23 protein-coding genes are annotated in these 23,591 nt (G+C 66.1%); 12 read left to right on the top strand and 11 right to left on the bottom strand.

The window, feature by feature from the left end; all coding sequences use genetic code 11:
* Positions 1-27: 27 nt before the first annotated feature.
* The 7 genes from ACFFJ6_RS09285 to ACFFJ6_RS09255 all read left to right on the top strand — a co-directional run bounded on the left by ACFFJ6_RS09285 (position 28) and on the right by ACFFJ6_RS09255 (position 6,642).
* On the top strand, positions 28-657 hold the full coding sequence (locus ACFFJ6_RS09285; protein ID WP_378386755.1) for a nicotinate-nucleotide adenylyltransferase: 630 nt from the start codon (positions 28-30) through the stop codon (positions 655-657).
* A 239-nt stretch (positions 658-896) separates the two neighbouring features.
* A complete protein-coding gene (rsfS, locus tag ACFFJ6_RS09280; RefSeq protein ID WP_378386752.1) occupies positions 897-1,247 on the top strand; it encodes a ribosome silencing factor in 351 nt (116 codons plus the stop codon).
* A 111-nt stretch (positions 1,248-1,358) separates the two neighbouring features.
* The gene (gene rlmH / locus ACFFJ6_RS09275) at positions 1,359-1,841 is read left to right on the top strand and encodes a 23S rRNA (pseudouridine(1915)-N(3))-methyltransferase RlmH (RefSeq protein ID WP_378386750.1); all 483 of its coding nucleotides are present in this window, start codon (positions 1,359-1,361) and stop codon (positions 1,839-1,841) included.
* Between the two features lie 46 nt (positions 1,842-1,887).
* On the top strand, positions 1,888-3,234 hold the full coding sequence (locus ACFFJ6_RS09270; RefSeq protein WP_378387059.1) for a murein hydrolase activator EnvC family protein: 1,347 nt from the start codon (positions 1,888-1,890) through the stop codon (positions 3,232-3,234).
* Positions 3,231-4,601, top strand: coding sequence for a S41 family peptidase (locus ACFFJ6_RS09265; protein ID WP_378386748.1), 1,371 nt, complete (start codon positions 3,231-3,233; stop codon positions 4,599-4,601). Before ACFFJ6_RS09270 ends, ACFFJ6_RS09265 begins: the two co-directional genes overlap by 4 nt.
* Before the next feature lie 159 nt (positions 4,602-4,760).
* A complete protein-coding gene (locus ACFFJ6_RS09260) occupies positions 4,761-6,002 on the top strand; it encodes a divergent polysaccharide deacetylase family protein (protein ID WP_378386746.1) in 1,242 nt (413 codons plus the stop codon).
* 136 nt (positions 6,003-6,138) lie between these two features.
* A complete protein-coding gene (locus ACFFJ6_RS09255; protein WP_378386744.1) occupies positions 6,139-6,642 on the top strand; it encodes an RNA pyrophosphohydrolase in 504 nt (167 codons plus the stop codon).
* Positions 6,643-6,757: 115 nt separating this feature from the next.
* Here the strand turns inward: ACFFJ6_RS09255 and ACFFJ6_RS09250 are convergent, their stop codons facing one another.
* On the bottom strand, positions 6,758-7,846 hold the full coding sequence (locus ACFFJ6_RS09250; protein ID WP_378386742.1) for a glycosyltransferase: 1,089 nt from the start codon (positions 7,844-7,846) through the stop codon (positions 6,758-6,760).
* 195 nt (positions 7,847-8,041) lie between these two features.
* Between ACFFJ6_RS09250 and ACFFJ6_RS09245 the strand changes: the two genes are divergently transcribed.
* Together ACFFJ6_RS09245 and ACFFJ6_RS09240 are read left to right on the top strand one after the other, a co-directional pair.
* Positions 8,042-8,989 (top strand): UDP-glucuronic acid decarboxylase family protein, encoded by a 948-nt coding sequence (locus ACFFJ6_RS09245; protein WP_378386740.1) that lies wholly within the window; start codon positions 8,042-8,044, stop codon positions 8,987-8,989.
* Entirely contained in the window at positions 8,986-9,501 is a 516-nt protein-coding gene (locus ACFFJ6_RS09240; protein ID WP_378386738.1) for an RNA pyrophosphohydrolase, read from the top strand. The genes ACFFJ6_RS09245 and ACFFJ6_RS09240 overlap by 4 nt, the downstream gene beginning before the upstream one ends.
* A 95-nt stretch (positions 9,502-9,596) precedes the next feature.
* On the opposite strand, the gene ACFFJ6_RS09235 is transcribed toward ACFFJ6_RS09240, so the two are convergent.
* The 5 genes from ACFFJ6_RS09235 to ACFFJ6_RS09215 all read right to left on the bottom strand — a co-directional run bounded on the left by ACFFJ6_RS09235 (position 9,597) and on the right by ACFFJ6_RS09215 (position 14,735).
* Positions 9,597-10,004 (bottom strand): F0F1 ATP synthase subunit epsilon, encoded by a 408-nt coding sequence (locus ACFFJ6_RS09235; RefSeq protein WP_378386736.1) that lies wholly within the window; start codon positions 10,002-10,004, stop codon positions 9,597-9,599.
* Between the two features lie 129 nt (positions 10,005-10,133).
* On the bottom strand, positions 10,134-11,564 hold the full coding sequence (atpD, locus tag ACFFJ6_RS09230; protein WP_378386734.1) for a F0F1 ATP synthase subunit beta: 1,431 nt from the start codon (positions 11,562-11,564) through the stop codon (positions 10,134-10,136).
* Positions 11,565-11,627: 63 nt separating this feature from the next.
* Positions 11,628-12,503, bottom strand: a complete 876-nt coding sequence (locus ACFFJ6_RS09225) for a F0F1 ATP synthase subunit gamma (protein WP_378386732.1) — start codon at positions 12,501-12,503, stop codon at positions 11,628-11,630.
* 139 nt (positions 12,504-12,642) lie between these two features.
* On the bottom strand, positions 12,643-14,175 hold the full coding sequence (gene atpA, locus ACFFJ6_RS09220; protein ID WP_378386730.1) for a F0F1 ATP synthase subunit alpha: 1,533 nt from the start codon (positions 14,173-14,175) through the stop codon (positions 12,643-12,645).
* Positions 14,175-14,735, bottom strand: coding sequence for a F0F1 ATP synthase subunit delta (locus ACFFJ6_RS09215; RefSeq protein ID WP_378387057.1), 561 nt, complete (start codon positions 14,733-14,735; stop codon positions 14,175-14,177). The genes atpA and ACFFJ6_RS09215 overlap by 1 nt, the downstream gene beginning before the upstream one ends.
* 808 nt (positions 14,736-15,543) lie before the next feature.
* Between ACFFJ6_RS09215 and ACFFJ6_RS09210 the strand changes: the two genes are divergently transcribed.
* Positions 15,544-16,041, top strand: coding sequence for a septal ring lytic transglycosylase RlpA family protein (locus tag ACFFJ6_RS09210; protein WP_378386727.1), 498 nt, complete (start codon positions 15,544-15,546; stop codon positions 16,039-16,041).
* 223 nt (positions 16,042-16,264) lie between these two features.
* Here ACFFJ6_RS09210 and ACFFJ6_RS09205 read toward each other — a convergent pair whose 3' ends face one another.
* Positions 16,265-18,475, bottom strand: coding sequence for a primosomal protein N' (locus ACFFJ6_RS09205; protein WP_378386725.1), 2,211 nt, complete (start codon positions 18,473-18,475; stop codon positions 16,265-16,267).
* A gap of 195 nt (positions 18,476-18,670) precedes the next feature.
* Between ACFFJ6_RS09205 and ACFFJ6_RS09200 the strand changes: the two genes are divergently transcribed.
* Both ACFFJ6_RS09200 and ACFFJ6_RS09195 read left to right on the top strand, forming a co-directional pair.
* On the top strand, positions 18,671-19,642 hold the full coding sequence (locus ACFFJ6_RS09200) for a tyrosine recombinase XerC (protein ID WP_378386723.1): 972 nt from the start codon (positions 18,671-18,673) through the stop codon (positions 19,640-19,642).
* Positions 19,643-19,786: 144 nt separating this feature from the next.
* Positions 19,787-20,377, top strand: coding sequence for a DUF4337 domain-containing protein (locus tag ACFFJ6_RS09195; RefSeq protein ID WP_378386721.1), 591 nt, complete (start codon positions 19,787-19,789; stop codon positions 20,375-20,377).
* 28 nt (positions 20,378-20,405) lie between these two features.
* On the opposite strand, the gene ACFFJ6_RS09190 is transcribed toward ACFFJ6_RS09195, so the two are convergent.
* From ACFFJ6_RS09190 to ACFFJ6_RS09175, 4 genes are read right to left on the bottom strand one after another with little or no spacing between them, the layout of a single operon-like run.
* Complete coding sequence (locus ACFFJ6_RS09190) at positions 20,406-20,945, bottom strand: hypothetical protein (RefSeq protein ID WP_378386719.1); 540 nt, start codon at positions 20,943-20,945, stop codon at positions 20,406-20,408.
* Positions 20,946-20,995: 50 nt separating this feature from the next.
* Positions 20,996-22,396, bottom strand: coding sequence for a dihydrolipoyl dehydrogenase (lpdA, locus tag ACFFJ6_RS09185; RefSeq protein WP_378386717.1), 1,401 nt, complete (start codon positions 22,394-22,396; stop codon positions 20,996-20,998).
* A 30-nt stretch (positions 22,397-22,426) separates the two neighbouring features.
* Entirely contained in the window at positions 22,427-23,173 is a 747-nt protein-coding gene (locus ACFFJ6_RS09180) for an SDR family oxidoreductase (RefSeq protein ID WP_378386715.1), read from the bottom strand.
* A gap of 7 nt (positions 23,174-23,180) precedes the next feature.
* Positions 23,181-23,582, bottom strand: coding sequence for an MAPEG family protein (locus ACFFJ6_RS09175; protein ID WP_378387055.1), 402 nt, complete (start codon positions 23,580-23,582; stop codon positions 23,181-23,183).
* Positions 23,583-23,591: the final 9 nt, after the last annotated feature.

Raw genomic sequence — 23,591 nt, 5'->3', positions numbered from 1 at the left:
CCCGCCGCGCCGAGCGTGGAGTTTGAGTTGACGCCTGATCCTGTCGCGGCCCGGCGCGCCGTTCCGGCGTACAGCCGTGGCATGCGGATCGGCCTGCTCGGCGGCTCTTTCAATCCGCCGCACGAGGCGCATCGGGCGATCAGCCGCTTCGCGCTGACGCGGCTGAAGCTCGACCGGATCTGGTGGCTGGTGTCGCCCGGCAATCCGCTCAAGGACATCTCCGGCCTGCGCGAGCTCGATGCCCGCGTGGCCGCCGCCCAGGTGGTCGCCGACGATCCGCGCATCCAAGTGAGCGGCCTGGAGGCGGCGATCGGCACCCGCTACACCGCCGATACTGTCGATTATTTGCGTCGGCACTGCCCGGGCGCCCGCTTCGTCTGGATCATGGGCGCCGACAATCTGGCGCAGTTCCACCGCTGGCAGCGCTGGCGGGCGATCGCGGATTCGCTCCCGATCGCTGTCGTCGACCGCCCTCCCGCCACCTTCCGGGCGCTGGCGGCTCCGGCGGCGCAGGCGCTCCGAAAATACCGATTGTCGAATGCGGCGGCCGCGACGCTGGCCGATCAGCGCCCGCCGGCTTGGGTTTTCCTGACCGGGTTGAAGTCGCCGCTGTCCTCGACGGCACTCCGGAACCCCGACGGAAGTTGGAAGAAATGAAGTCCGGGCGGTCTCTGGATTGTTGAAACAGTCATCCCCACATGCCTACTATGGTGATCAGGCGCCGGGATTCGGCGCGCGCGATACAGTGAAAGGAAAGGTCCCTGACCACATCTGTATTGTCCAAGTCGGCTGTGCCGAAGGCCGCTGCGGCCAAGCCGCTGAAATCGAAGGCCGCTGCAGCGAAGGCAGTTACTTCGCCCTCTGCGGAAACGCCGGTATCCGGTGCGATCTCCAGAATGCCTTTGACGGCGGAGGAGACGCTGAAGCTGATCCTCTCCCGCCTCGACGACATGAAGGCGGAAGAAACGATCGCCATCGACCTCCGCGGCAAATCAGCGATGTTCGACTACGTCGTCGTCACCAGCGGGCGGGCCAACCGCCACGTCGGTGCGATCGCCGAGAACGTCTCGAAGGCGCTGAAGGAAGCGGGCGTTGCCAAGATCCATGTCGAGGGCCTGACCAATTGCGATTGGGTGCTGATGGATTGCGGCGACGTGGTGGTACACGTGTTTCGGCCGGAGGTTCGGGAGTTCTACAATCTCGAACGGTTGTGGACCCAAGGGCCGCAGCCGGCCAAGACGCTGTAGCAGCCTTTCATTCCGACGCGCGCAGGACCGCGCGCGTCGATGATGTCGCGCGTGCCGGCGGGCGCCGCTTGAACGGTTCGTTCCGCAACGCGTGAGATGTGCGCCTGACCCATGCGCCTGACCGTCATTGCCGTCGGCAAACTCAAGCAAGGTCCGGAGCGTGAGCTCGCCGACCGCTACAAATCCCGCTTCGACGATATCGGCCGCAAGCTCGGCTTCCGTGGCCTCGACATCCATGAACTCGGTGAAAGCCGCGCGCGAGACGCAGCCGCCCGCATGGCCGAAGAGGCGGCGGCCATCACGGCGCTGATGGCTGACGGCAGCGTCCTCGTGACGCTCGACGAGCGCGGCCAGAGCCTCGACAGCGCCAGCTTTGCGAGCCAGCTCGGCCGTTGGCGCGATGCCTCGGTGCCCGGTACTATTTTCGTGATCGGTGGCGCGGACGGACTTTTGCCTGAATTGCGGCGCAAGGCAAAGCTCTGCCTGTCGTTCGGTGCCGCGACTTGGCCGCACCAGATGGTCCGTGTGATGCTGCTGGAGCAGATCTACAGGGCCGCGACGATTTTGGCGGGACATCCATACCATCGTGCCTAGCGAGCGCCGCAGCCACCAGATGCATCACGACTTCGGGCAACAGCAGATGGCCTTGGCTGCGAGGGATAGTACCTCAGGCAGCTTCTGGCCGTCGGTCGCATTGCTGGCGGCGAGCCTGATTTCCGGGGCCGTGGTGACGCGCGCGCAGGCGCAGACGGCGCCCGCCCCGACACCGGCTGCGGCGTCCGCGGCCGCGACGGCCGATCTGCTCAAGCAGCGCGCGCAGGAGCTGGAAGCCGCCCGCGAAGCGCAGAAGCGCGCCGCCGAGCTGCAGGACAAGCTCAAGGCCGACCTTGCGGCGATCGGCGAGGACCGCACCAAACTCAATCAGCAACTGATCGATATCGCCGCCAAGGTGCGCGCGGTCGAAACCAAGATCAGCGACGCGGAAGCGCGGCTGGTGCCGCTCGACGCGCGCGAGTCGCAGATCCGCCAGTCGCTCGACCAGCGTCGCGGCGAAATCGGCGAAGTTCTGGCGGCCTTGCAGCGCGCCGGTCGCCGCGCCCCGCCGGCCCTGCTGGTCCGGCCCGAGGATGCGTTGAAGTCGCTGCGCGCCGCCATTCTGCTCGGCGCCGTGGTGCCGGATCTGCGCGAGCGCGCCGAGCGCCTCGCGACCGACCTCGGCGAACTGATCGCCGTGCGCAAGACCATCGCGGCCGAGCGCGACCAGCTGGCCGCCGACCGCAGCGCCATGACGACCGATCAGACCCGGCTCGCAGCGTTGGTCGATGAACGTCAGCGCAAGCAAAGCTCGGTCGAAAAGGATATTGAAACCGAACGCTCCCGGGCCCTGACGCTCTCCCGCCAGGTCGACAGCCTGACCGGCCTGATCGCCAAGATGGAGCAGGACCTCAAGAGCGCCGCCAAGGCGGCCGCCGCGGCCGGCCAGAAGGGCGCGCCGATGGCCAATCTGGCGGCGCTCAAGGATCCCGGCCGGCTCAGCCCGGCGATCGCCTTCGCGTCGGCCAAGGGCATGCTCGGCTTTCCGGTCAACGGCACCAAAATCCGCGACTTCGGCCGCCCCGACGGGGTCGGCGGCGTGGAGCGCGGGATTTCACTGGCGGCGCGGCCCGGCGCCCAGGTCACAACCCCGTGTGACGGCTGGGTTGTGTATGCGGGGCCGTTTCGGTCCTATGGACAACTCTTGATCCTCAATGCCGGTGGCGGATATCATGTTCTGATCGCCGGGATGGAGCGCATTTCGGTCAATATCGGCCAGTTCGTGCTCACGGGAGAGCCGGTGGCGACCATGGGGTCGACGTCGCAGGTCGCTTCGATTTTGGCGGCCAGCGCTACTCAGCCCATTCTCTACATCGAGTTCCGTAAGGACGGCACTCCCATTGATCCAGGCCCATGGTGGGCCGCAAACGAAGGCGAAAAGGTTCGCGGATGATGCGCAAGACTTCGGTAATCCTCCTCAGCGCCGTCACGGGCGCTGCGCTGACACTTTTCGTCACCCAGCCGCGGTCGATTCTGATGGGCTCGACGGCGCGCGCCGCGACTTCCGATACGTATCGTCAGCTCAACCTGTTTGGCGATGTGTTCGAGCGCGTGCGCAGCGACTATGTCGAGAAGCCGGACGACAGCAAGCTGATCGAATCCGCGATCAGCGGCATGCTGACCGGGCTCGATCCGCATTCGAGCTACATGGACGCCAAGAGCTTCCGCGACATGCAGGTGCAGACCCGCGGTGAGTTCGGCGGCCTCGGCATCGAAGTCACGATGGAAGACGGCCTGATCAAGGTGGTGTCGCCGATCGACGATACCCCGGCCTCGAAGGCCGGCATCATGGCCAACGACATCATCACCAATCTCGACGACGAAGCCGTGCAGGGCCTGACCCTGAACCAGGCAGTCGAGAAGATGCGCGGCCCGGTGAATACCAAGATCAAGCTCAAGATCATGCGGAAGGGCCAGGACAATCCGCTCGAGATCACGCTGGTGCGCGACAACATCCGGGTCCGCTCGGTGCGGGCGCGCGTCGAGGCCGACGATATCGGCTACATCCGCATCACCACCTTCAACGAGCAGACCACCGAGGGCTTGAAGAAGGAGATTGCCAATCTCACCAACCAGATCGGCGCCGACAAGCTGAAGGGCTTCATCCTCGATCTGCGCAACAATCCGGGCGGCCTGCTCGAAGAGGCCGTGACCGTCTCCGACACCTTCCTGGATCGCGGCGAGATCGTCTCCACCCGCGGCCGCAATGCCGAAGAGACCCAGCGCCGCTCCGCCCATGCGGGCGACTTGACCAAGGGCAAGCCGCTGATCGTGCTGATCAACGGCGGCTCGGCCTCGGCATCGGAAATCGTCGCCGGCGCGCTGCAGGACCACAAGCGGGCGACGCTGGTCGGCACCCGCTCGTTCGGCAAGGGCTCGGTGCAGACCATCATCCCGCTCGGCTCGGGCAACGGCGCGCTGCGTCTGACCACGGCGCGCTACTACACGCCGTCGGGCAAGTCGATCCAGGCCAAGGGCATCACCCCGGACATCGAGGTGCTGCAGGACGTGCCGGAGGATCTCAAGGCCCGCACCGACACCAAGGGCGAAGCCTCGCTGCGCGGCCATCTCAAGGGCCAGGATGGCGACGAGAAGACCGGTTCGCAGTCCTACGTGCCGCCGGACGCCAAGGACGACAAGGCGCTCAAGACCGCCGACGATCTGCTGCACGGCATCAAGGCGAGCGTCACCGCGCCGGCTCCGGCCACCGGCGAGAAGGCCGCGATCGACAAGCCGGCCGGCAACAAGGCGGCGAACTAATCGCCTCGCTCCAATTCCAGCCTGCAAAGGGCGGCCTTCGGGTCGCCCTTTTTGCTGGCCGATCCGTCGCTCCGCGCGCGACGGGGTGAGGGCCGCGGCTGCCGCCCGCCCGGCGCGACGTGGTATCGTCGCCGCGGGTGATTCGGGAGACGGTTGGCTGTGGCGGCGGACGAACTGAGCACACCGCTGGGTCAGAAACGCGGACGACTGCGCCGCTTTCGGCTGCCGTTCACCGCGACCCAGGCGATCGCCGCCGTGCTGGGCCTGTTCCTGCTCGCCTTCCTCGGATTCGCGCTGTTCAACAACGATCCGCTCGGCGGCGAGCCGATGGCGCAGATCACGCTCAAGCCTCCCACCGATCCGAAGGACGCCACGGCGCCCGCCGACAAGGCTCAGGCCGATGCCGGCCACGGCGACAAGGCGCAGGCCGACAAGGGCGCCAAGAAGACCGAACAAGCCGACGCCAAGGCCGCGGCCGGGCCGGGCCAGAAGACCATCACCATCATCGACGGCTCCAAGGGCACCCGCCAGGACGTCGTGGTCTCGACCGGCGACGACAAGGGCGACGCCCCCGCATCAAGCCCGGCGAGCCCCACCGGCATCAATCCGCGCCTGCTGGAGCAATCGCGCTACGGCATGATCCCGATCGCGGCAGGCGGCCTGAAGCCGTTCTCCGCCTATGCGATGGCCACCGAGGCCGACCGCGCCAAGGCCGACAAGATGCCGACGGTCGCAATTGTGGTCACCGGGCTGGGCATCGGCGCGGCGCGCACCAACGACGCGGTGATGAAGCTGCCGCGCGAGGTTGCGCTGGCCTTCACGCCTTACGGCTCGGACCCCGGCAAGCTGGTCGAGGAGGCGCGCGCCAAGCAGCACGAGGTGCTGCTGCAGCTTCCGATGGAGCCGTTCGATTACCCTGACAATGATCCCGGCCCGCAAACGCTGCTTGCGTCGGCCGCACCGGAGCAGAACCTCGACCGCCTGAACTGGCACCTCAGCCGGTTTCAGGGCTATGTCGGGCTGTCGAATTTCATGGGCGCGCGGTTCGTCGCGACCGAGCCGGCGATGCAGCCGATCATTCGCGAGGCCGCCAAGCGCGGGCTCGGCTATCTGGACGACGGCTCGGCGCCGCGCAGCGTCGCGCCGAGCCTCGCCAAGGCGCTGGCGATCCCGTTCGCGCGCGCCGATCTCACCATCGACACGGTGCCGACCGCCGCCGACATCGACAAGGCGCTGGCGCGGCTGGAGGGGCTCGCCAAGGAGCGCGGCAACGCCGTCGGGATCGCCTCCGCGCTGCCCGTGTCGATTGAACGAATTGTTAGCTGGAGCAAGAGCTTGGAGAGTCGTGGCATCCTGATCGTGCCATTGACAACGGCGATGCTCAAATCAAAATCAACCTGAGGGCCTCGGTTCTGATGGAATCATGACCGATAGTCCTCGATGATGGTTTGACGCGTTCTCCCGGAGCGGAGGCATCAGCGGTTCGCCGCAAAACGTTTACAGTCCGCCAGTCGCGGACGGATGAGGCATTGATCGAATGGCGCGCTACGAGGACCTGCCCTATCGAACATGCGTCGGCATGATGCTGATCAACCGGGAGGGTCTCGTCTTCATCGGGCGTCGCGCCGGTGGTATCGAGCATGTCGACGAAACCCACGTCTGGCAGATGCCGCAGGGCGGCGTCGACCCGGGCGAAGACACCTGGGAAGCCGCCAAGCGCGAGCTCTACGAGGAAACAAACGTCCGCTCGGTCGAGAAGATCGGCGAGGTTCCCGACTGGCTGATCTACGACATCCCTCGCACGGTCGCTGGCCGCGCCTGGAAGGGCCGCTACCGCGGCCAGCGTCAGAAATGGTTCGCGATCCGCTTCACCGGGCAGGACTCCGAGATCGACATCATCGCGCCCCCCGGCCACAAGTCGGAATTCACCGGCTGGCGCTGGGAGCCGATGCAAAACCTGCCGGACCTGATCGTGCCGTTCAAACGCCCGGTCTATGAGCGCGTGGTAAAGGAATTCTCGCAGCTCGCCGTGCCGGTTTAACAACGGCGCTCAAACCAGCTGCCGGCTTTGCGTCCCGACCGACAGCGCATCCGTCCTTGCGCGCAAGCGAAGCCATCGCGGTCTGGCGCGCGTCGGCCAAGCGATGGCAGACTGCTCAGGACGCGCCGAGCGCGACCTGGAGGATGTGGTCGCAATGCGCCTTGACGGTGTGGTGGGCGAGGACGTGGTCGCGGGCGGCCAGTGCCATGGTGCGAAGTTTGTCCTTGTCGGCGAGCGCCGCGGTGACGGCGCGCTCCAGTCCGCCCGGCTCGATGTCGTAATAGACGCCGTGCACGCCCGACTGCAGGGGCGCATAGCGCACGATCGTCGGATTGTTCATCACCGGCACCGCCTGGACGATCGGCGCCTCATAGTGGCGATAGCAGTCCCAGCCCATCCCTTCCGGCGACCAGGCCAGCCAGGAATGCGACATCCGCTCCATGAAGGCGTCGTAGGGCAGCCGTTCGGTCGGCTGGTCGATCCGCACGCCGGCTGCCCGGAGGCGCTCCAGTTCGGCGAGGCCCGCGGCCCGCACGGTCGAGTTGCCGACGATGCCACCGGAGAAAAACAGGTCGTGGGTCTTCTCGGGGAACGGCGCGTCGCGCCAGTGCTCGTCGAAGCGGAACTGCGGCAGCGAGATCGGGCGCAGCTTGCCGATCCGGCGCTGCCACGTCTCGCTGCGCCGATAGCGCAACGTCGGCAGATGCGGATGCACGGTGCCGGCCAGCGCCTGCCAATTGTCGGCCGGAAGCTCGCGCTTGAAGAACGCCTTGGCCTTGTCGAGCAGGAACACGCTGCTCCTGGCGATCGCGAAATGATCGTCCATCTCGACCGCGACCAGCGGCACCGGGACGTCGAGCCAGCGCAGCATGCTGGGCCCGAACTGCCGCGTCAGCGCCGCCCAGGGATTGGCCGGCGTGTAGAAGATGCCCCGGGCCCAATAGCGCGGATGCCAGGGTGAATAGCGCAGGCTGTTGACCACGACGACATCGTATTTGCCCTCTCGCGCGGCGCGAAGCTCACGCCAGATCCGGTCCGGCGTCGAGAAGCCATCGAGCTTGCCGAAATCGTCCGTGAGCTTGGTCCAGGTCCACAGGCAGGTGGTCCGCTCGGGATACTGCAGCTTGAAATAGCCGCCACCGATCTCGAGGATCCGGGCCTTGGAGGTGTCGACGGGCTCGGCCCTCGCTCGATCATCGCTCATGGGGTGAGATCGCCTGCAGGCCCGCTCGGCCTGAATTCGCGGATCGGTGCGATCCGGGGAGCCGCGGCCGGGCCGCGCCGCGGGCGCGCTCGGGGGGCCGGTTTCGGCGCTTGCCTAGCATGGGGTTTCTTGCCATTCAATGCGGCGGAAAACGGCCGTCGCGACTTCGGGGCGGGGTAGGCCCAGGACTGAGCGATGCGATTGTCTCGACGAATTCTCGTGAGCGGCGGCGCCGGCTTCATCGGCTCGCATTTATGCGAGAAGCTGCTCGCGGAGGGCCACGAGGTTCTCTGCGTCGACAATTACTTCACCGGCTGGCGGCGGAACATCGAGCATCTGGTGAACACGCCGCGCTTCGAGGTGATGCGCCACGACGTCACCTTTCCGCTCTATGTCGAGGTCGACGACATCTACAATCTCGCCTGCCCGGCCTCGCCGGTCCATTACCAGCACGATCCGGTGCAGACGCTGAAGACCAGCGTGCACGGCGCCATCAACATGCTGGGGCTCGCCAAGCGGACGCGGGCGAAGATCTTCCAGGCCTCGACCAGCGAGGTCTATGGCGACCCGACCGTGCACCCGCAGCCGGAGAGCTATTGGGGGCACGTCAACCCGCTCGGCATCCGCGCCTGCTACGACGAGGGCAAGCGCGCCGCCGAGACGCTGTTCTTCGACTATCACCGCCAGCACAAGGTGAAGATCAAGGTTGCGCGGATCTTCAACACCTACGGCCCGCGGATGCATCCGAGCGACGGCCGCGTGGTGTCGAACTTCATCGTTCAGGCGCTGTCCGGCAGCGACATCACCATCTACGGCGACGGCAGCCAGACGCGCTCGTTCTGCTACGTCACCGACCTGCTCGACGGCTTCGCGCGCCTGATGGAGACCGGCGACGATTTCATCGGCCCGGTCAATCTCGGCAATCCGGTGGAATTCAGCATGCGCGAGCTGGCCGAGATGGTGATCGCAATGACGGACTCCAAGTCCAAGCTGATCTATCTGCCGCTGCCGGCGGACGACCCCAGGCAGCGCCAGCCCGACATCACGCTGGCGCGCAGCGCGCTCGGCTGGGAGCCGAAGGTCGCGCTCGCCGACGGGCTGAAAGAGACCATCGGTTACTTCCGCAAGCTGCTGGCGTCGTGACGACGCGTCGCGACACCGACGCCCTTCCCTACCGACGTAATGTCGGGATCGCGTTGTTCAATGCCGACGGCCATGTGCTGATCGGGCGCCGGTTTCGCGACGACGGCCCCGAGATAATCCTGCCCGGCCTGGAATGGCAGATGCCGCCGGGCGGTATCGATGCCGATGAGGCGCCGGACGTCGCGGTGATGCGCGAATTGTGGGAAGAGACCGGCGTCAGGCAGGCCGAGATCCTCGGCGAGACCGACTGGGTCACCTACGACTTCCCGCCCTACGACGGCCAGCCGCATCGGCTGTCGGTGTTTCGCGGCCAGCGCCAGAAATGGTTCGCACTGCGCTTCACCGGCGACGATCGCGAGATCGATCCGCTCGCCGTCCGCAACGGCATGCCGCCGGAGTTCGACGCGTGGCGCTGGGAGCACCTTCATCGCGTCGCCGATCTGGTGGTGCCGTTCCGCCGTGAGGTCTATCGCGAGGTGGCGCGGAGCTTTGCGCGATTTGCGTCAGTTTAGTTGAAAGCTGGCGCAGCGGTTGGGGTGGGGGAGACGCGGGCAGTCAGTTAGCTCGGCAAGAAAAGCACGCGCCGAGGGGCCACGGCCAGCGCGGCTTAGTGCATCGCGGTGGTGTTGAGCTGGTGCTGGATGCTCTTGTAGTGATCCAGCCGCTCGATCGACTTGTCGAGTTCGTCGCCGACCTTGCCGGGGAGCTGCTGCTCCATGGTGGTGATGGTTTCGGCGAAGCCCTGCAGGTCCATCTCGGTCGCCGCGGTGGCAACGTCGGCCAGCACCGTCAGGCCCTTCTCGGACACCTCGGCGATGCCGCCGAGCACGACGATCTTGCGCTGGCTGCCGCCCGCCGTGACGGTCAGGATGCCGGGGCGGATCGCCGCCACCACCGGCGCGTGGCCGGCCAGCACGCCGAAATCACCCTCGGCGCCCGGGATGTCGACCTGATCGACTTCGCCCGAGAAGGCGACTTGTTCGGGCGAAACCAGATCGAAGTGGAAGGTGGCCATCGTTCGTTCATCCGCTGACCTCATCCTGAGGAGCGCGCCCGCGGCGCGCGCCTCGAAGGATGAGAAAGGTGGTCGTCACCCTGCGAGACGCCGGCCTGCGGCCGGCTCCTCAGGGTGAGGCTCTGGTGTTTAGGCCGCTTCCGCAGCCAGCTTCTTGCCCTTCTCGACCGCCTCTTCGATGGCGCCGACCATGTAGAACGCCGCTTCCGGCAGATGGTCGTACTTGCCTTCGCAGATCGCGCGGAAGCCCTTGATGGTGTCGGCGAGCTCGACGAACTTGCCCGGCGAGCCGGTGAAGATTTCGGCGACGAAGAACGGCTGCGACAGGAAGCGCTCGATCTTGCGGGCGCGGGCGACCGCGAGCTTGTCCTCTTCGGACAGTTCGTCCATGCCCAGAATGGCGATGATGTCCTGCAGCGACTTGTACTTCTGCAGCACCTGCTGAACCATACGGGCGGTCTGGTAGTGCTCTTCGCCTACGATCAGCGGCGACAGCATGCGCGAGGTCGAGTCGAGCGGATCCACCGCCGGATAGATGCCCTTTTCGGAGATCGCGCGGTTGAGCACGGTCGTCGCGTCCAAGTGGGCGAACGAGGTGGCGGGCGCCGGGTCGGTCAAGTCGTCGGCCGGCACGTAGATCGCCTGCACCGAAGTGATCGAACCCTTGTTGGTGGTGGTGATGCGCTCCTGCAGCGCGCCCATGTCGGTCGCGAGCGTCGGCTGATAACCCACCGCCGACGGAATACGGCCGAGCAGCGCCGACACTTCCGAACCCGCCTGGGTGAAGCGGAATATGTTGTCGACGAAGAACAGCACGTCCTGGCCCTGATCGCGGAAGTGCTCGGCGACGGTCAGACCCGACAGCGCGACGCGGGCGCGGGCGCCGGGCGGCTCGTTCATCTGGCCGTAAACGAGGGCGCACTTGGAGCCTTCGCCGCCGCCCTTCTTGTTCACGCCGGATTCGATGAACTCGTGATAAAGGTCGTTGCCTTCGCGGGTACGCTCGCCGACGCCGGCGAACACCGAGTAACCGCCGTGGGCCTTGGCGACGTTGTTGATCAGTTCCTGAATCAGCACGGTCTTGCCGACGCCGGCGCCGCCGAACAGGCCGATCTTGCCGCCCTTGGCGTAGGGCGCCAGCAGGTCGACGACCTTGATGCCGGTGACCAGAATTTCAGCTTCGGTGGACTGGTCGGTGTAGCTCGGCGCCTCGGCGTGGATCGGGCGCAGGCCCTCGTTGGCGACCGGGCCCTGTTCGTCGACCGGCTCGCCGATCACGTTCATGATGCGGCCGAGCGTGCCGACGCCGACCGGCACCCGGATCGGAGCGCCGGTGTCGGTGACTTCCTGGCCGCGGACCAGACCCTCGGTGGTGTCCATCGCGATGGTACGGACGGTCGATTCGCCGAGATGCTGGGCGACTTCGAGCACCAGGCGGTTGTCGCCGTTCTTGGTCTCGAGCGCGTTCAGAATGGCCGGCAGGTGGCCTTCGAACTGCACGTCGACGACGGCGCCGATGACCTGGGTGATGCGTCCGGTCTGATTGGCGGGTGTAGCCATTAAACTCTCTCCCTGAAGTCCGAAATCGAAATCACGGTCGTCGACCGGATGTAAGCTTGAAGATTAGATCGCCTCGGCGCCCGAGATGATCTCGATCAGTTCCTTGGTGATCATCGCCTGACGCGTGCGGTTGTAGATCAGCGTCTGCTTCCTGATCATGTCGCCGGCGTTGCGGGTGGCGTTGTCCATCGCGCTCATCTGCGCGCCGTAGAACGACGCGTTGTTCTCGAGCAGCGCCCGGAAGATCTGCACCGCGAGGTTGCGCGGCAGCAGGCTGGAGAGGATCTCGTCCTCCTCCGGCTCGTATTCGTAGTTGGTGGCGACCGCACCGGCGGCCGGCGCTTCGACCACCAGCGGGATCAGCTGCTGCGCGGTCGGGACCTGCGAGATCACCGACTTGAAGCGCGAATAGAACAGCGTGCAGACGTCGAACTCGCCGTTGTTGAAGCGGGCGATCACCTTCTTGGCGATGTCCTCGGCGTTGACGAAACCGAGCTGGCGCACCGAGCGCAGCTCGATGTTCTCGACGATCTGCTTGTCGAAGGTGCGGCGGAGCTGCTCGTAGCCCTTGCGGCCGACGCAGAAGAATTTGACTTCCTTGCCCTGGTTCATCAGCGCCAGCGCGCGCTCGCGCGCCAGGCGGACGATCGAGGAGTTGAAGGCGCCCGACAGGCCGCGCTCGCCGGTGCACACCAGCAGCAGGTGAACCTGATCCTTGCCGGTGCCGGCGAGCAGCACCGGCGCGCCCGGCGAACCAGCAGCGGCGCCGGCGATGTTCGAAATCACCGCATCCATCTTCTCGGCGTAGGGCCGCGCGGCTTCGGCCGCAGTCTGGGCGCGGCGCAGCTTCGAGGCCGCGACCATCTGCATCGCCTTGGTGATCTTCTGCGTCGCCTTGGTCGAGGCGATGCGGACCCGCATGTCCTTAAGTGAAGCCATTCTCAGTCCACCCCGACGATCAGATCGACAATCCGACCGCAAACCTCACATTCGTCATGCCCGGGCTCACCCCGGGCATCCACGATTCCGAATTCTCGCAACAATTGCGAATGGCCGGCGCGAGGCCGGCCATCACGCCTTAGGCGAAGGTCTTGGCGTAGCCTTCGACCACGGCCTTGAGCTTGGCGGCCGTGTCGTCCGACAAGTCGCGGCTGGTGCGGATCGCTTCCAGGATCGCCGACTCCTTGCCGCGCAGCAGCGACAGCAGGCCGTCTTCGAACGCCCGCACCTTGTTGATCGGCAGCGCGTCCAGATAGCCGTTGGTGCCGGCCCAGATCACCACCACCTGCTCTTCCATCTTCAGCGGCGAGAACTGCGGCTGCTTCAGGAGTTCGGTGAGGCGCGAGCCGCGGTTCAGCAGGCGCTGGGTCGAGGCGTCGAGGTCCGAGCCGAACTGCGCGAACGCCGCCATTTCGCGGTACTGCGCCAGCTCGCCCTTGATCTTGCCGGCGACCTTCTTCATCGCCTTGGTCTGCGCCGACGAACCGACGCGCGACACCGACAGACCGACGTTCACGGCCGGACGGATGCCCTGGAAGAACAGATCGGTCTCCAGGAAGATCTGGCCGTCGGTGATCGAAATCACGTTGGTCGGGATGTAGGCCGACACGTCGTTGGCCTGGGTTTCGATGACCGGCAGAGCGGTCAGCGAGCCGGCGCCGTGATCGTCGTTCAGCTTGGCGGCGCGCTCGAGCAGGCGGGAGTGCAGATAGAACACGTCGCCCGGATAGGCTTCGCGGCCCGGCGGGCGGCGCAGCAGCAGCGACATCTGGCGGTAGGCGACGGCCTGCTTGGACAAGTCGTCATAGATGATCACGGCGTGCATGCCGTTGTCGCGGAAGTATTCGCCCATCGTGCAGCCGGTGAACGGCGCGATGTACTGCATCGGCGCCGGGTCCGACGCGGTGGCGGCGACGACGATCGAATATTCGAGCGCGCCCTGCTCTTCCAGCACCTTGACGAACTGGGCGACGGTGGAGCGCTTCTGGCCGACCGCGACGTAGACGCAGTACAGCTTCTGGCTTTCCGGCGCGCCTTCGACGTTCAGCGGCTTCTGGTTCAGGATGGTGTCGAGCGCGATCGCGGTCTTGCCGGTCTGACGGTCGCCGATGATCAATTCGCGCTGGCCGCGGCCGACCGGGATCAGCGCGTCGATCGCCTTCAGGCCGGTCGCCATCGGCTCGTTCACCGACTTGCGTGGAATGATGCCGGGCGCCTTAACGTCGACCCGCTTGCGCTCGGTCGCCTGGATCGGCCCCTTGCCGTCGATCGGATTGCCGAGCGCGTCGACGACGCGGCCGAGCAGGCCCTTGCCGACCGGCGCGTCCACGATCGAGCGGGTGCGCTTGACGGTCTGGCCTTCCTTGATCTCACGGTCCGCGCCGAAGATCACGATGCCGACGTTGTCGGTTTCGAGGTTCAGCGCCATGCCGCGCGTGCCGTTCTCGAACTCGACCATTTCGCCGGCGAGGACGTTGTCCAGACCATAGACACGGGCGATGCCGTCGCCGACGGACAGCACCTGCCCGACTTCGGTGACTTCGGCTTCCTGTCCGAAATTCTTGATCTGGTCCTTGAGGATCGCGGAAATTTCCGCGGCGCGGATGTCCATCAGCCTGCCTCTTTCATCGCGTGCTTGATCGAATTGAGTTTGGTGCGAATCGAACTGTCGACCATGCGGCTGCCGAGCTTGACGGCAAGCCCGCCGATGATCGCCGGATCGACGTTGATATTGAGGGTGACATCCTTGCCGGTCACCGACTTCAGCGCGGTCTTCAGCGCTTCGAGATTCTTGTCGCTGAGGTTTTCGGCGACAGTGACGTCGGCAGTCGCCTCGCCCTTGAACTTGGCCACCAGCGCCCGATAGGCGCGGATCACATCGGCGACCACGAACAGCCGGCGATTGGCCGCGAGCAGTTTCAGGAAGTTGGCGCTGATGCCGGTGATGCCGGCCTTGTCGAGCACGGCGCCGAGCGCCTTGCCCTGCACGTCGGCGCCAAACACCGGGCTGCGCACCAGGCGCAGCAGATCCGGGCTGTCCTTCAGCAGGGCGCTGAACTTGTCCAGATCGGCCTTGACCGCATCGACGACTTTCTCATCGCGGGCCAGTTCAAACAGGGCGGTCGCGTAACGACCAGAGACTCCGGAAACCGATGGATCTTCAGATGCCACAGACGCGCTCTTTTGTGCTGTCAAATTGCCAAGAGAAAAACCGTCGCCACGTCGCGGCGCCCCCGATTTAAGCCCTTGGAATTCAAGCTGGACTTGGATTTTGGACCGGCACGACGAAGCCGGCGGCCTATAAAATCGCGGCTTTGCTAACATAGCGCGCGCACGCGCGCAACATGACGCACCGCCTCCGGACCGTCTGTCGCATTTCTTCGTTCGACGCCCCGCGGGACGGAATTCACGTAGCAGGCATTCCGCGCCGAGCACGGCCGGCGCGCACTACGCCGGCGCTCGCACCGGCGAGATCAAACATGGAGATGCGATCATGGGCGAGGCGGGCGGCAGCGGTGCCGCGAGTCAGACCTCGACGCCCGCGGCGTCAGTCCTCAGCGCGCCCCCACGAGCGAAGCGGTTCGGTCGCGCGGTCGCGGCTCAGTCCCTCAAGGTCGAGCGTCTCCCGTGGCCCGTTCACGCATCGGGACCGCCCTGCTGCTTCCGGTTGAGGTTGCCGGCCGGGAAGATCGCGAAGATCGGGACCTGAATTCTTGCGTTCGACTACGAGGAGCTCAAATGGGGATAATAAAGACTTACGTCTTTAGTATTCCTATGTATAGAAAGTCGTAGTTCTATTTTCCGCGTAACGCAATCCTGGACTTTTTGATCCGCCGCATCGCTTCAAAAGTTATTTCAGACGAGAACGATTCGACCGTTCGTCAATTTCTTGCCTCATTACGCAGCGAACGCTCCACCATCGTAAACGGGACGGGGGTTCCACTTGCCGCGCACGTGGCAATACTGAGGGCTTACATTAATGACTGATATGAAAAATTCTCCGCCGGGGATCGCCGCCCGGCCGCGCATGGCGGTCGCACTGATCGCCGCAACGGTTATTATGAGTGGGGCAGCCACCACCGAAGCTTCGGCTCGGTCGAAGCGCCACCATCATCATCAAGGTCATCATCACCACCACCGTCATCACGCCCAGAACGACTGGCGCGATGCCAATGCGTCGCTCGGCTCGAGCGGCGGCCGCACCTTCTCGGGCATGGCGTCGTACTACGGCAGCGAGTCCGGCAGCCGCACCGCTTCGGGTCAGCGCTTCAACGCCGGCGCCATGACGGCCGCCCATCGCAGCCTGCCGTTCGGCACCAAGCTGCGCGTCACCCATGGCGGCCGCAGTGTCGTCGTCACCATCAACGATCGCGGCCCGTTCATTCGCGGCCGGGTGCTCGACCTGTCGACCGGCGCTGCACGCGCGATCGGTCTGACCAGCCGCGGAGTCGGCCGGGTCGTTGCGGAAGTGATGTAACCGCCGAAGCGGTTCGCTTCCCTCCCAAGAAACACATCCCCAGTTTCGAACGGCCGCAAGCTTTTGCGCGCCTGATCTAGGCCTGCCGTCAGACCGACGGCGGGCCTTTCCTTTTTGGGATGCATACGGTCACGACGCTGCAGGTCCGGCGTCTCGCGTCATCGTCGTGTGTAGTAACGCAGCGCGGCCGCAAAAGTTTCGCCGTTCGACAGATCCAACAAGACTACAGGAAGCTTTGCGGATCGACGTCGACCTCGAGCTTGAGATTTCCTTTTGTCTTCGGTCCGAGCGCCAGCCATGAGCGCAAGTAGTTCGACAGATCGAACGACCGCACCGACTTCACCAGCAGCCGGAAACGATAGCGCCCCTTGATCACCGCGAGCGGCGCTTCGGCCGGGCCGAGCACCTGCACGCGCTCGTCGACCGGCGCGCAGCCGGCGAGCTTGCGGGCGAAGCCTTCGGCAGTCGGCCGGTCGCCGGCCGAAATGATCAAACTCGCGAGGCGTCCGAACGGCGGATACAGCGTGCGCTCGCGGATATCGATTTCGCTCGCATAGAAGGCTTCACGGTCGCACGCGACCAGCGCCTTCATCACCGGATGTTCCGGCTGGTGCGTCTGAAGAAAGCCGACGCCGCGGCCCTGCTCGCGACCGGCGCGGCCGATCACCTGATTGAGCAATTGAAACGTGCGCTCGGCAGCGCGCGGGTCGCCATTGCTGAGCCCGAGATCGGCATCGACAACGCCGACCAGATTCAGCCGCGGGAAGTTGTGGCCTTTCGCCACGAGCTGCGTGCCGATGATGATGTCGACCCGGCCCTCGGCGATCTCGTTCAGCTCCGACCGCATGGTTTCGATCGAGGTGATCAGGTCGCTCGACAGCACCATGGTCCGGGCGTTCGGAAACAGGCTCGCCGCCTCCTCCTGCAGCCGCTCGACGCCGGGGCCGATTGCGACCAAAGATTCTTCCGCCCCGCAATGCGGGCACTGGTGCGGGCGCGGCATCGAGAAGCCGCAATGGTGGCAGACCAGCCGCTGCCGGAAACGGTGATCGACCAGCCACGCGTCGCAGATCGTGCAGGCGAAGCGGTGGCCGCAGGCGCGGCACAGCGTCAGCGGCGCATAGCCGCGGCGGTTGAGAAACAGCAGCGCCTGTTCGCGCTTCTCGATGGCGTGACCGATCTGCTCGGCCAGCACCGGCGAGATGAAGCGACCCCGGGCCGGCGGGGCGCGGCGCAGGTCGATCGCCTCGATCTGCGGCATGTGCTGGCCGCCGAACCGCGACGGCAGCGGGATGCGCTGGTAGCGGCCCTTGCGGGCGTTGACCTCGGTCTCGACCGACGGCGTCGCCGAGGCCAGCACGATCGGAATCTTGGCGATCGAAGCTCGCACCACTGCCATGTCGCGGGCGTGATAATGCGCGCCGTCCTCCTGCTTGTAGGCCTGGTCGTGCTCCTCATCGACGATGATCAGGCCGAGATCGCCGTAAGGCAGAAACAGCGCCGAGCGGGCGCCGACCACGACGCGCGCCTCACCGGCCGCGATCGCCGCCCAGTTGCGGGCGCGGGTGCGCGGCGTCAGTTCGGAGTGCCATTCGAGCGGCCGGACGCCGAACCGCAACGCGAAGCGGTCGAGGAATTGCCCGGTCAGCGCGATCTCGGGCATCAGAATCAGCGTCTGGCGGCCCTGACGGATCACCTCGGCAACCGCCTCGAAATACACTTCGGTCTTGCCGGACCCGGTGACGCCGTCGAGCAGCGCGGCGCGAAATCCGCCGCCCGCCTGCACCAGCTCGCGCATCGTCTCGGCCGCCTTCGCCTGGTCGGGCGAAAAATCCGCGGGCGAAAAATCCGGATCCGGGATCGGCGCCGCCGGCTCGCGCGGCATCGCCTCGACGCTCAGCGTCCCTTCGTCGACCAACCCGTCGATCACGCCGGGGCTGACGCCGGCTTCCTTGGCGACGTCGGATTTGCTGTGCAGTAGCCCGTCCGACAGAATCTCCAGCAGGCGCCGCCGCGCCGGCGTCATGCGCTGCGGCGGCGACCCGACCAGCCGCACGCCCATGCGCTGACGCTCGGGGCCGAGATGCTCGCCCATCCGCAACGTCATCCGCAGCACCTGGCCGCGCGGCGACAGCGTGTAGGTGGCGACCCAGTCCACCATCCGCCGAAGTTCTTCGCGCAGCGGCGGAACGTCGAGCTTTTCGGACACGTCCTTGAGACGATTGTGCAGCCGCGGATCGGGATTCGGGTTTTCGGCCCAGACCACGCCCAGCACCTCGCGCGGTCCGAGCGGTACGCCGACGACATCGCCCGGCTTCAGCTCGAGCCCGCGCGGCACCCGGTACGAATAGGCCTGATCGACCGCGACCGGCACCTGCACGTCGACGACGCGCATCGCCGAGGGCGAGGCCGGGCTGGTTCGAGAGTCGTCCATCGCCCCGGTGTGCCGCCAAAGCCGGCTTTCATCAATGGGAAAGGAAATCGGCTATGATCCAGCCCCAGCCTCCACGTCATTGCGAGGAGCGAAGCGACGAAGCAATCCAGACCCCGTATACCGCGCTGGATTGCTTCGCTTCGCTCGCAATGACGGAGGGAATCCCGTTTCTATCGGCATTCACATAAGCACCACATGGCCAAAGCACAGCCGTCCCCTCCGCCGATCGATCTCGACTGCGCGGCCGCCGACCTCAATGCGGAGTTCACGCGCTGGCTGGCGCATCTGCGCGCCGAGCGGCGGTTGTCGGGCAAGACGCTGGAGGCCTATGCGCGCGATCTGCGGCAGTTCCTGCTGTTTCTCGCCGGGCATTGGGGCGGCGAGGTCACGCTCGGTCGATTCGCGCGGCTGGAGGCGACCGACGTGCGGGCCTTCATGGCGGCGCGGCGGGCCGATGCGATCGCCGGCCGCTCGCTGATGCGCGCACTGGCGGGGCTGCGCTCGTTCGGCCGCTTCCTGGAACGTGAAGGCAAGGGCCGGGTCGGGGCGCTGGCCGCGGTGCGGGCGCCGAAGATCAAGAAGAGCCTGCCGAAGCCGATCCAGATCGCCGCCGCCAAGCGGCTGGCCGACGCCGATGAACGCGCCGGCGAGGACCGCGAGACCTGGGTGCTGGTCCGCGACGCCGCCGTGATGGCGCTGCTGTATGGCTCGGGCCTGCGGATTTCCGAAGCGCTCGGGCTGAAGCGCCGCGACGTGCCGGCGCCCGGCAAGGGCGACACGCTGATCGTGCTCGGCAAGGGCAACAAGACCCGGATGGTGCCGGTGCTGCCGGGCGTTCTGGCGCAGATCGCCGACTACGCGGCCACCTGCCCGCATCCGCTGCCGCCCGACGGCCCGATGTTCGTCGGCGCTCGCGGCGGGCCGCTCAGCCCCCGCATCATTCAGCTGGCGATGGAACGGCTGCGCGGCGCGTTCGGTCTGCCCGACAGCGCCACGCCGCACGCGCTGCGACACTCCTTTGCGACGCATCTGCTGACGCGAGGCGGTGACCTCCGCGCCATTCAGGAATTGCTCGGCCACGCCTCGCTGTCGACCACGCAGGTCTATACCGGCATCGATACCGAACGGCTGCTCGACGTCTATGCCAGCGCGCACCCCCGCGCTTAGGACACGACTGCGCTGAAAGAGCCCGGCGAAGTTGTTAGCAGCCCATCGCCGGGCTTGACCCGCTCTGCCTTCCAACTGACAAGTTCCTGATCTGATGATCACCAGCCCGCTTCGGGCATGACGAATCGATGACAGGAGACAAGCATGGGCGCGCACGAGAGCATGGAGCATGCTGAACATGCGGAGCATGCATCCGGCTCGAACAAGAACATCGCGCTGCTGATCTCGGTGATCGCGCTGTTTCTCGCCTTCTCGGAAACGCTCGGCAAAGCTGCACAGACCGAATCGCTCGCCAAGAACGTCGAAGCGTCGAACCTGTGGGCGTTCTTCCAGGCCAAGAGCATCCGCCGCACGGTGGTGCAGACGGTATCCGAAGAGGCGCGGCTCAGCATGAGCACGGTCGGCGACGAAGCCGCCAAAGCCGCGCTGCAAAAGCAGATCGAAGAGTGGCAGAAGACCGCCCAGCGCTACCGCTCCGAACCGGAAACCGGCGAAGGCTCCGAGCAGCTCGCCGAGCGCGCCAAGCACGCCGAACACGACCGCGACCTCGCCCAGGCGCGTTATCATCACTACGAGCTGGCGTCGGCCGCCTTCCAGATCGGCATCGTGCTGGCGTCCGCGACGATCATCACCGGCATGATCGCCCTGGCCTGGATCTCCGGATTACTGACGGTCGGCGGCCTCGCCTTCACGGCGATCGGCCTGTTCGCTCCGCATGCGGTGCATCTGTTCTGACGGAAGATCCGCGACGCCCGGGCGTCGCTCAGCGCGTCGCGCGGATTCGCTTGCGGAACTGCATCGCCTTGCGTAGCAGCCGCTTGAACGGCCCCTCGCCGTCGCCGTCGAACGCGCGCATCTGCGCGCGGATCCGTGCCATCACCGGCGCGACGATCTCGTGCGCCTTGGCCTTCACCCGCAGCACGAACTCATAGACGCTGACGAACCACGCCATCTGCATCAGCTTCGGCTTGGTGACGTCGAAGATGAAGGCGATCAGGCCGAGCCCGACGAACTGCGCCAGCGCGAAAGCCAGAATGCCGGCGACAAAATGCTGGGTGGCGATCAGCCACAGCGCGAACAGCTTGAACGGGTACAGCGGGATCAGCGGCACCACGAACACGATCAGCGCCATGGGCGGTGACAGATGCGCGACCCGATCCGCCGTCCACGCCTTCACTTCGCGCAACGGGATGGCGGCGACCAGCCGCGCCACCCACGGTTCGAGATGCTCCCACAGCCACGCCTCGACCAGAAACAGGACGGCGAGGATGAACCAGAGCGGCTGCAGCAGGCGACGTTTCATGTCCCTCACACTCCCTGCCCGGCGCGGGCCGGGCAGGTCAAAGGCGGGACTTACATATGGATGGCGCGTTTTCCGACCGCAAGCGCGGCTTCCTTGACGGCCTCCGAGCGGGTCGGATGGGCGTGGCAGGTGCGGGCCAGATCCTCAGCCGAGCCGCCGAACTCCATCAACACCGCTGCCTCGTGGATCATCTCGCCGGCCTCGCGGCCGATGATGTGAACGCCGAGCACGCGATCGGTCTTGGCGTCGGCGAGGATCTTCACGAAGCCATCGGTGGTCTGGTTGACCTTGGAGCGGCCGTTGGCGGTGAAGGGGAATTTGCCGACGCTGTAGGCGACGCCGGCCTGCTTGAGGTCTTCCTCGGTCTTGCCGACGCTGGAGACTTCCGGGGTGGTGTACACCACGCCCGGAATCACGTCGTAGTTCACGTGGCCGGCCTTGCCGGCGATCAGTTCGGCGACCGCGACGCCCTCGTCCTCGGCCTTGTGGGCCAGCATCGGACCGCGCACGACGTCGCCGATCGCATACACGCCCTTCACGGTGGTGGCGAAGTGATCGTCGATCTGCACACGGCCACGCTCGTCGAGCGCGACGCCGGCTTCCTTCAGCCCGAGGCCCTCCGTGAACGGCACGCGGCCGATCGCGACCAGCACGACGTCGGCTTCGAGCGTTTCCGGATTGCCGCCGGCCGAGGCCTCGACGCTGACCTTCAGCTGCTTGCCGGAGCTGTCGACCGCGGTGACCTTGGCGCCGAGCTTGAAGGCGAAGCCCTGCTTTTCGAGGATGCGCTGGAACTGCTTGCAGATTTCGCCGTCCATGCCGGGCAGGATGCGATCGAGGAATTCCACCACGGTGACCTCGGCGCCGAGCCGGCGCCACACCGAGCCGAGTTCGAGCCCGATCACGCCGGCGCCGACCACGATCAGCTTGCCCGGCACCTTGTCGAGCGACAGCGCGCCGGTCGACGACACCACCCGCTTCTCGTCGATCTCGATGCCCTTGAGCTGGGCGACCGACGAGCCGGTAGCGATCACCACCGACTTCGTCTCGACCGTCTGGGCCTTGCCGTCGGCGCCGGTCACTTCGACCTTGCCGGTGCCGAGGATCTTGCCCTTGCCGGCCAGTACGTCGATCTTGTTCTTCTTCATCAGGAACTCGACGCCCTTGACGTTGCCGTCGATGCCCTGCTGCTTGAAGGTCATCATCGCCGGCAGATCGAGCTTCGGTGCCGGGACGGAGATTCCCATCTTGGCGAAGGAATGTCCGGCCTCTTCGAACAGCTCCGAGGCGTGTAGCAGCGCCTTCGACGGCATGCAGCCGACGTTGAGACAAGTGCCGCCGAGTGTGGGGTTTTTCTCGACCACCGCGACCTTGAGGCCGAGCTGCGCCGCGCGGATCGCGCAGACATAACCGCCGGGGCCGGTGCCGATGACGACGAGATCGTAGGCCATAGAACAATCCTGTAGTTGGCGCCAAGACGGCTAGCGGCCGCCCGAAACATCCAAGATGGCGCTGGTGACGTAGGAGGCCTCGTCCGACAGCAGCCAGACGACAGCATTGGCGATTTCATCGGCGCGGCCGACGCGCTTCATCGGCACGTGGACGCTGAGCCGATGCGCGCGGTCCGGATCGCCGCCGGAGGCATGAATGTCGGTGTCGATCAGGCCGGGCCGGATCGCAGCGACGCGAATGCCCTCGCCGGCGACCTCATGGCCGAGCCCGACCGTGAAGGAATCGACCGCGCCCTTGGACGCGGCGTAGTCGACGTAAGTATTCGGCGAGCCGAGCTTGGCGGCGACCGACGACAAATTGACGATGACGCCGCCCTTGCCGCCGTGGCGGGTCGACATCCGCTTCACCGCCTCGCGGGCACAGAGAATGCTGCCGGTGACGTTGACGGCCATCATCCGCTGAATGCGTTCGGCCGACATCTCGTCGACGCGGGACGTCGGACCGACGATGCCGGCATTGTTGACCAGCCCGCCGAGCGGGCCGAATGCGTCGGCCGCGGCGAACAACGCGAGGATATCGGCTTCGCTGCCGACGTCGCATTTCACCGCGATCGCCTTGCCGTTGCTGGCCGCGATCTCCGCCACCACCTCGTTCGCGGCGGCTTCGTTGCTGGCGTAGCCGAGCACGACCTTGAAGCCGCGTTTGGCGCACGCGAGCGCCGTAGCGCGGCCGATGCCGCGACTGCCGCCGGTGATGATAACGACGCGATCGGTCATGGGCCCCTCAGCTCAGCAGACGGATCAGCATGGCGATCAGCGCCAGCAGCGACACGAACCAGACGATGCTGCGGGCGAACGGGATTTCGATAATGTAAAGCGGCGCATACAGGGCGCGGGCGATCAGCCAAATCACCGAGGCGGTGGCCGCATAGCCGCCGGCCTTGCCGGTGATCGCCAACGCCAGCGCGAGACCGACGAACGCCGGATAAGTTTCGAGCAGATTGCGGAAGGCCCGGCTGGCGCGGCCGGCGAACCGCCCCTTCGGCGTGCGCGGCTCGTCGCGGGGACCCGCCTGATAGTCGCCGCCGAGCTCCATGGTGGTCGGGATCGAGGCCAGGAACATCTGCACGATCAGCAGCACCACGCTCCAGCCCAGCACCGTGATCTCGGTCGGCATCGGCGGCATCGTTTCCCC

The sequence above is a fragment of the Rhodopseudomonas telluris genome (genome assembly GCF_042432815.1).
Taxonomy (GTDB): Bacteria; Pseudomonadota; Alphaproteobacteria; order Rhizobiales; family Xanthobacteraceae; genus Rhodopseudomonas; species Rhodopseudomonas telluris.
This window is presented reverse-complemented; position numbering and strand designations above follow the sequence as displayed.

Excerpts from the sequence above, each read along its gene's own strand:
- ACFFJ6_RS09225 (WP_378386732.1), bottom strand. The coding sequence starts at position 12,503 with ATGGCTTCACTTAAGGACATGCGGGTCCGCATCGCCTCGACCAAGGCG.
- rsfS (WP_378386752.1), top strand. The coding sequence starts at position 897 with ATGCCTTTGACGGCGGAGGAGACGCTGAAGCTGATCCTCTCCCGCCTC.
- ACFFJ6_RS09190 (WP_378386719.1), bottom strand. The coding sequence starts at position 20,945 with ATGAAACGTCGCCTGCTGCAGCCGCTCTGGTTCATCCTCGCCGTCCTG.
- ACFFJ6_RS09235 (WP_378386736.1), bottom strand. The coding sequence starts at position 10,004 with ATGGCCACCTTCCACTTCGATCTGGTTTCGCCCGAACAAGTCGCCTTC.
- atpD (WP_378386734.1), bottom strand. The coding sequence starts at position 11,564 with ATGGCTACACCCGCCAATCAGACCGGACGCATCACCCAGGTCATCGGC.
- ACFFJ6_RS09200 (WP_378386723.1), top strand. The coding sequence starts at position 18,671 with ATGGCCAAAGCACAGCCGTCCCCTCCGCCGATCGATCTCGACTGCGCG.
- lpdA (WP_378386717.1), bottom strand. The coding sequence starts at position 22,396 with ATGGCCTACGATCTCGTCGTCATCGGCACCGGCCCCGGCGGTTATGTC.
- ACFFJ6_RS09250 (WP_378386742.1), bottom strand. The coding sequence starts at position 7,846 with ATGAGCGATGATCGAGCGAGGGCCGAGCCCGTCGACACCTCCAAGGCC.
- ACFFJ6_RS09210 (WP_378386727.1), top strand. The coding sequence starts at position 15,544 with ATGACTGATATGAAAAATTCTCCGCCGGGGATCGCCGCCCGGCCGCGC.
- ACFFJ6_RS09255 (WP_378386744.1), top strand. The coding sequence starts at position 6,139 with ATGGCGCGCTACGAGGACCTGCCCTATCGAACATGCGTCGGCATGATG.
- ACFFJ6_RS09195 (WP_378386721.1), top strand. The coding sequence starts at position 19,787 with ATGGGCGCGCACGAGAGCATGGAGCATGCTGAACATGCGGAGCATGCA.
- ACFFJ6_RS09205 (WP_378386725.1), bottom strand. The coding sequence starts at position 18,475 with ATGGACGACTCTCGAACCAGCCCGGCCTCGCCCTCGGCGATGCGCGTC.
- ACFFJ6_RS09175 (WP_378387055.1), bottom strand. The coding sequence starts at position 23,582 with ATGCCGCCGATGCCGACCGAGATCACGGTGCTGGGCTGGAGCGTGGTG.
- ACFFJ6_RS09265 (WP_378386748.1), top strand. The coding sequence starts at position 3,231 with ATGATGCGCAAGACTTCGGTAATCCTCCTCAGCGCCGTCACGGGCGCT.
- ACFFJ6_RS09180 (WP_378386715.1), bottom strand. The coding sequence starts at position 23,173 with ATGACCGATCGCGTCGTTATCATCACCGGCGGCAGTCGCGGCATCGGC.
- rlmH (WP_378386750.1), top strand. The coding sequence starts at position 1,359 with ATGCGCCTGACCGTCATTGCCGTCGGCAAACTCAAGCAAGGTCCGGAG.
- ACFFJ6_RS09270 (WP_378387059.1), top strand. The coding sequence starts at position 1,888 with ATGGCCTTGGCTGCGAGGGATAGTACCTCAGGCAGCTTCTGGCCGTCG.
- atpA (WP_378386730.1), bottom strand. The coding sequence starts at position 14,175 with ATGGACATCCGCGCCGCGGAAATTTCCGCGATCCTCAAGGACCAGATC.
- ACFFJ6_RS09245 (WP_378386740.1), top strand. The coding sequence starts at position 8,042 with ATGCGATTGTCTCGACGAATTCTCGTGAGCGGCGGCGCCGGCTTCATC.